This window comes from Microcystis sp. M53602_WE12 (assembly GCF_030065455.1).
GTDB classification, from domain to species: Bacteria; Cyanobacteriota; Cyanobacteriia; order Cyanobacteriales; family Microcystaceae; genus Microcystis; species Microcystis aeruginosa.
In genome coordinates this window covers 1-7188 of the sequence record NZ_JASJFB010000732.1, presented here as the reverse complement: position 1 = coordinate 7188, position 7188 = coordinate 1, and the positions used below count along the sequence as shown (strand labels likewise).

General features: G+C 47.4%; 8 protein-coding genes. 3 read left to right on the top strand and 5 right to left on the bottom strand.

Translation table 11 applies throughout. The features are described from left to right. A partial coding sequence (locus tag PX482_RS22690) for a Uma2 family endonuclease (RefSeq protein WP_288123052.1) occupies positions 1-376 on the top strand: 376 nt, incomplete at its 5' end. Positions 377-382: 6 nt separating this feature from the next. Here PX482_RS22690 and rpsF read toward each other — a convergent pair. Then, complete coding sequence (gene rpsF, locus PX482_RS22685; RefSeq protein ID WP_004163403.1) at positions 383-772, bottom strand: 30S ribosomal protein S6; 390 nt, start codon at positions 770-772, stop codon at positions 383-385. 145 nt (positions 773-917) lie between these two features. On the opposite strand from rpsF, the gene PX482_RS22680 reads away from it, so the two are divergent. Continuing rightward, a complete protein-coding gene (locus PX482_RS22680) occupies positions 918-1700 on the top strand; it encodes a fumarylacetoacetate hydrolase family protein (RefSeq protein ID WP_288095331.1) in 783 nt (260 codons plus the stop codon). Here PX482_RS22680 and tpiA read toward each other — a convergent pair. Then, positions 1697-2422 carry a triose-phosphate isomerase gene (gene tpiA / locus PX482_RS22675; RefSeq protein WP_002760957.1) on the bottom strand — a complete coding sequence of 242 codons (726 nt, stop codon included), beginning with the start codon at positions 2420-2422 and terminating at the stop codon, positions 1697-1699. The genes PX482_RS22680 and tpiA overlap by 4 nt on opposite strands. A gap of 377 nt (positions 2423-2799) precedes the next feature. On the opposite strand from tpiA, the gene PX482_RS22670 reads away from it, so the two are divergent. Further along, a complete protein-coding gene (locus PX482_RS22670; protein WP_002760958.1) occupies positions 2800-3564 on the top strand; it encodes a metallophosphoesterase family protein in 765 nt (254 codons plus the stop codon). On the opposite strand, the gene PX482_RS22665 is transcribed toward PX482_RS22670, so the two are convergent. From PX482_RS22665 to pgl, 3 genes are all read right to left on the bottom strand, one after another. Continuing rightward, the gene (locus PX482_RS22665) at positions 3483-4730 is read right to left on the bottom strand and encodes a site-2 protease family protein (protein WP_288123054.1); all 1248 of its coding nucleotides are present in this window, start codon (positions 4728-4730) and stop codon (positions 3483-3485) included. The genes PX482_RS22670 and PX482_RS22665 overlap by 82 nt on opposite strands. Positions 4731-4919: 189 nt before the next feature. Beyond that, a complete protein-coding gene (locus tag PX482_RS22660; RefSeq protein ID WP_288093904.1) occupies positions 4920-5552 on the bottom strand; it encodes a double zinc ribbon and FHA domain-containing protein in 633 nt (210 codons plus the stop codon). 223 nt (positions 5553-5775) lie between these two features. Further along, positions 5776-6498 (bottom strand): 6-phosphogluconolactonase, encoded by a 723-nt coding sequence (gene pgl / locus PX482_RS22655; protein WP_002760961.1) that lies wholly within the window; start codon positions 6496-6498, stop codon positions 5776-5778. Positions 6499-7188 lie beyond the last annotated feature (690 nt).

Below are 7188 nucleotides of genomic sequence, written 5' to 3'. Positions count from 1 at the left end.
TCCCCAGGTAGTGTTTGAAATCCTCTCTCCGAGCAATAGTGCCAGGGAAATGCTCAAAAAGCAGTCTTTCTATCGGGAGCATGGGGTATTAGAAATGTTTTTCTATGACCCAGACTCCCATGATTTCTGGGGATTGGTGCGACCCAATCAGCAAGAGGATTTTTTCCCAGTAACGGCCTTGAATTTTCCCTGGACTTCCCCAATCCTAGGGATTCGGTTTGAGATGTTTGAAGAGGGTTTAGAGGTCTTTTATCCGGATGGGGAACGATTTAAAGACCCTGAAACCCTCTTTGAGGAGCGCAACCAAGCACAACAAGAACGCAACCGCGCTTTTGCCCGATTACGGGAATTGGGCATTGACCCGACACAGTTGTGACTATAATTAATCTTCAGCGGAGATACCGTCATCTTCCACCACCGCTTCGGTGATAGGAGAGGGGGGAATTTCCGTTAAGGGAGATAAATCCGCAGGGGGGGCCACCACGCGATCGAGTTTTAGGGTTAAATAACGAATAACCTCATCACTTAAACGCATGGCCCGTTCCATGGGGGCGACTTGTTTGCCGCTGGCCTGATAATTCATCTGCACATAGACACCATCATTGAGTTTTTTGATGGGATAGGCCAGACGTTTTTTACCCCACACCTTAACTTGAATGTCTGTGGCGCTGTGTTCGGTAATCAGAGTCCGATAACGTTCCACTTGTTGCTGAACGACTTCTTCCCCTAAATCGGGACGGAGAATGTAAAGAGTTTCGTAGTTATTGCTCATCTCAGAATCCTTATGGACTAGAAGGCTTCTTTGTCAAGACCGGAGGTTAATTGATTTTCATAACTCTCTAGCTTTTAATAAAGAAGCAAGGATATATGATCATACTACTATCCGAGAGTCGATCGCTAGTCATTCCCAGAAAAATATGGCGCAACGCTATGTACGAGTGAAACATCTTCAAGGACAAATCTTCTACGGACTGTTACAGCTAAACCGTAGCGTTGCCGTCTTTGATGCCCCTCCCTGGCAAGGAGGGCAACTAACCAAACTAGAATTAGAACCTGATAGCTACCAACTATTAGCCCCCTGTTTCCCGTCGAAAATTATTGCCGTGGGCAAAAATTACCGCGCCCACGCCGCCGAGATGGGAACACCTGTACCGGAAGAACCGCTTTTATTTCTCAAGCCACCGACGACAATTATCGCCGATGGTGAAACTATTTTTTATCCGCCCCAATCGGAAAGAGTGGATTATGAGGGAGAATTGGCATTAATTATCGGAGAAACCGCCAAAAACTGCACCACAGCCCAAGCCAGAAGCAAAATCTGGGGTTATACCATTGCTAACGATGTCACCGCTAGGGATTTACAGAAAAAAGATAGCCAATGGACGCGGGCGAAAGGATTTGACAGTTTTTGTCCCCTCGGCCCCTGGATTGTCCGGGAATTGAGTATCGGGGCGCAATTAACCACTTTTCTCAATGATGGCAGCGAACCCAAACAAAGCAGTTATCTCAGCGATATGGTCTTTCCTCCCGATGTCTTGGTGGCTTATATCTCTCAAGTGATGACCCTGCTGCCGGGGGATGTGATTTTAACGGGAACTCCCGAAGGAATCGGACCGATGCAGGTGGGGGATAAGGTTCGGGTGGAAATAGAAGGCATCGGGGTTTTGGAAAATCGCGTCATGGCAGCAGAAATCAATTAACGATAATTAACAATCCTAGCGAAGACGGCGGGGTCTAGACTTGCCCCACCGACTAAAGCCCCGTTTATCTGCGATTGAGCCATAATTTCATCGATATTATCGGGTTTTACCGAACCACCGTACTGAATGGTTACTTCGGGATTATCTAATTGTTGCCGAATCAAACCGATAACGCGGTTGGCTTCCTCGCTTTCGCAGGTTTCCCCCGTGCCAATCGCCCAGATGGGTTCGTAGGCGATAACGAGGTTTTTTTGGTCAACATTGACTAAACCCCCTTGAATTTGCTTGATAATTACCTTTTCCGTTTCTCCGGCATCTCTTTGGGCTTTACTTTCTCCCACGCAGATAATCGGGATTAAACCTTGTTTTTGGGCAGATATAACCCTTAAATTGACGGTTTCATCGGTTTCGCCGAAATATTGCCGGCGTTCACTGTGACCGATAACCACATAGTGAACCCCAATTTCGGTTAACATATCCGCCGAGATTTCGCCCGTATAAGCCCCCGATTTTTCCCAGTGGACATTTTGCGCCCCCAAGCGAATACGACCACCGTGGAGGGTTTTAGAGAGGACAGCTAAAGCTGTGAAAGGGGCGCAAAGAACTACTTCTCGGTCGTCGGGGGTTTCATCTAGATGGGATTTAAAATCTTGCAAAAACTCCAAAGCTTCTCTCTGGGTTTTGTGCATTTTCCAGTTACCTGCAATAACAACTTTCGGCACAGCTTAATTAATTTAGTAGATTTGATAATTTATGGTACATTTTACTGTAAGCCTTTTTGTTACCCTAAGCAAGATCACCGATAATCGCTGTCTGTCGTGAGCAGATTTTTTTAATACTTTTACCCGTACCTAGGGTTTGCTGAATAAATCTAAAAACTTTGTTTGATAAGGCTTTTAGACTTTTTTGACCTCAAAAATTGCCTACCATTGGAGGGATCGGGGGTAAAATTCCTGGACTTTTTCCCTGAAAATTAGGTAACTGACCACCTCAAAATCGGTAAAACCCTACACCCTACACCCCACACCCCACACCCTGCCCCCACGAAAAACTTTTTGCCGCAAACCCTACCTATGCCCTAATCCCCTACTAAATCCTCATGCGAACCTTAGCGATCGGCGATATTCATGGTTGCTCGAAAGCTCTAGATCACTTGCTAGAGATCGTCAACCCCAAACCGCAAGATACTTTAATCACCCTCGGTGATTACGTTAATAAGGGCAGAGACTCGAAAGGGGTGATCGATCGCCTGATTTCCCTACATAAACAGGGAAATTTGATTCCCCTCAAAGGTAATCACGAGATTATCATGCTGCAAGCCCGTAATAACCCCCTCAAACAGCGTCTCTGGTTAGAAAAAGGCGGTAAAGCCACCCTCAAATCCTATAGCGAAGGCCACCTGATTAAAATTCCCGAATCCCACTGGGATTTTTTAGGAAAAGTCTGTATAAATAGCTACGAAACTGCCAATCATTTATTTGTTCACGCTAGTCTCGATCCCCATCTACCCCTAGCCAGACAACCAGAATACAAACTCTTTTGGGAGAAATTTCAATATCCCGCCGCCCATAGTTCGGGAAAAACCATGATTTGCGGCCATACCAGCCAAAAAAGCGGGAAACCGATTAATCTCGGCCATGCCATTTGTATCGATACTTGGGCCTACGGCCAAGGCTGGTTAAGTTGTTTAGATGTGGAAACGGGGAAATTGTGGCAGGTTAACCAGCGAGGAAATTTTCGGATTAGCCAGATTCAAGATTATTATCTTCCATCCTCTCTACGTCAGGACATTAAGGACGGTTCGCCGATTTTTGGCGGTTCACTCTTGTCGAGAGCGGCAGCAATAACATTTAAGGGCAAATAACTGGGGTAAACTCCCTCGCGAGCGCGTTCAATATCCGTTTCCTCTAGGGGAATTTGGTATTTAATCGCAATTGCCTTGAGGATATCGCTGCGATCGATCACTCCCGCTACGGCGGAGGCTGGTGTTAACACCGTGATCATTCGGTCCGGGATGGTTTCCAATTTCTGCACCACCGTCACTAAGGGGGTTTTTTCCTCAACAGTGGGAATTTCCGCGAGGGGATGGGCAATATCAAGCAGTTGTTTTTCTGACCAGAAACTCCGCTCGATCGCCTGTAAATCTTCCACCCGAATTAATCCCCGATAACGCCCCTCGGAAGCGGCAAAATAAGCAGTATTGGCAGCCGCTCGGTCTAAAACGTATTCTTGGGCGAATTCCTCTAGGGTTTGATGGGCGTTTAAAACCCGCAAATCTCTGCTCATCACCTCTCCCGCTGTGAAATTGAGGAGACTTTCCTGTAAATTAGTCAAATTATCGTAGGCGCGGGCATTTCTGAGGATAAACCAGCCCATTAATCCTAACCAAGCACCCCCCACATCTGCCGTCAAGAGAACCAAGAAAATCCCCAAAATAATCCCCAACCAACCGATGAATTGACCACTGATCGCAGCCCAATGTAATCCTTTCCAGCGATCGCCAGTCGCTTGCCAGACCATTGCTTTGAAAATTTGACCCCCATCGAGGGGTAAACCGGGGATAAGATTAAATAGAGCCAAAAACAGGTTAATTATCGCTAAATGCCCGCATATATAGGTTAAATTGGCGTTTAAATAGGGTAAGTGACTGGCTAGGGATAGGAGACAAAACAGGAGAAAACTGACGAGGGGTCCAGCGATCGCTACTTGCAGGGCCTCTGGAGGAGTCCGAGATTCTCGATCGATCGAGGCCATACCTCCAAAGAGAAACAGGGTAATGGAATTGACCTCGATGCCTTGGCAACGAGCCATTAAACTATGACCTAATTCGTGGAGTAAAACCGAGATAAACAGCAATAAAGCCATGATTAAACCAAGTAACCACGCTAAAACAGAACTCTGGGCCGCCAGAGACTGAATTTCTGCATCAGTGGCATTGATCAAGGTGACAAAAGCCAGAATCAAAAACCACGAGGAATCAATATAGAGAGGAATGCCCAATAAAGAGCCGATTCGCCAATTTGTACGCATAATTTTCAGTGGGGAAATGGGGAAGTGGGGAAGTGGGGAAGTGGGGAAGTGGGGAAGTGGGGAAGTGGGGGAATGGGGGAATAGGGGAATGGGGGAATAGGGGAATGGGGAAGTGGGGGAATTCAACTAAAACCCTAAAACCCTAAAACCCTAAAACCCTAACCCCTAACACCTAACACCTGTCCCCTTTTAGGACATTTGGAAAATAAAAGTCATTTTGTCCCCTTTACCGAGGGAAATGCGATCGCCTGCCCGAAGACGATGACGATTGCCGGGGGGTAGGGGAGTGTGATTAACGTAGGTTCCGTTAGCGCTGCCGCTGTCTTCGAGGTAATAGAGGCCCGCTTCGACGCGGATATCGCCATGAACCCGGGAGACGATATCAGAATCGGGAAAACCGGAAACATCGATATCGGGGGGAATGCGATCGTTAGGTTTGCCGATATGAATTACCGATAGATGTAGGGGTAATTCAATTTTGCTATCGGTTTGCAGGTGCTGCAAACTAGCTATTTCCGTCTGTAAGCGGGTGGCAGCCCGAACCGGTGGAGGGGCAACAGGAGGAGGTGCGATCGAGGCGACGGTGGGTGTAGGGACTGGTGGGACGGGTTCAGGTTCCGATTCCGATTCGGCCTCGGCTGCCACCATGGGAACGGAATTAGGCTGTAAATTGTAGCCACACTGACCGCAAAAGGTGGCATCAGTTTGGATGGTTGCCCCACAATTAGGACAGGAAGACATCCGCGGCAAGGGAGTGTAACAGGCCTCGCATTGACTGGCCTCATCGGGGTTAGTATGTTCGCAATTGGGACAAACGATCATTTTTAAGTAAAAAGTAAAAAGTAAAAAGTAAAAAAGCAGATTAGGGGTTAGGTTTTAGGGTGTTGGGGTGTTGGGGTTTTAGGGTGTTGGGGTGTTGGGGTTTTAGGGTGTTGGGGTGGTCACTGCGTGCGCGTTGCGGGGGGTGTTAGGGTTTTGGGGTGTTGGGGTTTTAGTTGAAATTCCCCCATTCCCCCATTCCCCCATTCCCCTATTCCCCTATTCTCTAGACAAAAGAGGAACCAGCGGCCGCATCGAGTAACCAATATAATTCCCCGGCCGGGGGGTGGATGAGACGAGAAGGATAGGAGAAAGAGTCACCATAGGCAGAGAAAATCTCATGTAGAGCGGGGCGTTTACTTTCGCCGGCAGCGATAAAGATCACACAACGGGCCTGATTGATCAGGGGAACGGTAAAAGTTAAGCGGGGATTGCCGTCTTTCTCGCCGACGGTGATACAGCGATCGCTCACCGTTAAAGCTGCCGTGTGGGGAAAGAGAGAGGCGGTGTGACCATCATCGCCCATTCCCAATAAAATCAGGTCAAAAACGGGAAAATCGGGAGAATTGACCCCAAACCATTGGCGGAGATGATCATCGTATTTTTGGGCGGCCAGCTGGGGATCGGGGTCATCCGTGGGCATAGGATGAATATTAGCGGCCGGGATCGGTATGCGATCGAGCCATGCTAACCGGGCCATGCGTTGATTACTGTCAGGATGATCGGGACTAACGTAGCGTTCATCTCCCCAGAAAACGTGAATTTTTGACCAGTCGAGGGGTTGAGAGGATAAAGCTTCGTAGAGAGGTTTCGGGGTACTACCGCCGGACAGAGCGATGGTAAAATAGTCCTGTTGTTCGAGGCTGGTTGTGATTTTTTCCAGAACCAGTGCCAGAGATTTTGCGATCAGAGCTTGTTTATCAGCTAAAACTTCCACCAATTTCTGCATGGGTTTTGTTATCAACTCAGGGGGCTGTCTTTACTATAGGCTAACCATTCAGGACTCATCTGAGAGCTTGGGAAAATTTTATTCTTTGACAGCCTCTGTCTTAGGTAAGAGATACGGGGGGAAAACCTCGTCTGAGAGCTTGGGAAAATTTTATTAGACCTGCTGCAAAAGTAAGTTATCGAGGCACTATCGGGTTAAAATATCTAAAAAAATGGATAAATTTGACATAATATTAGGTTTTATGGATATTATAGTTTTCTATTGTCTTTTTTCTCCTCCTGACGACCGTCTCCTATCGACCGTCTCCTCGCCTAACGGCAGATTTTTGATTTTTGCAGGAGATCTATTCTTTGACAGGGATAAGTTTACCGATGCCATATTGAGGTAATATTTCTAGAGTCGATTCTCGAAGGGGGTTGACAAGCAGAACGATTTGACATAGGGTTTAGCGGGAGGTTGAGCGAGAGTTAATTAGAAATTGCAGTTTGTCAGAGTGCCTCTCGGCAAAATCCTTCTGGGAATCCCCAGCGAGAACTTTTAAACAGACTAGTCACTAACCCCGCCCTAAAAGGGACGGGGCTTGCCTAAACCAATTTAGGCGACGCAAGTAGAGACTACCGCATCGAGACACAATCTGGCACAGACCTCCGAATACTTCCCTAGTTCGGATTCCCTCTCAGCTTTATTGGT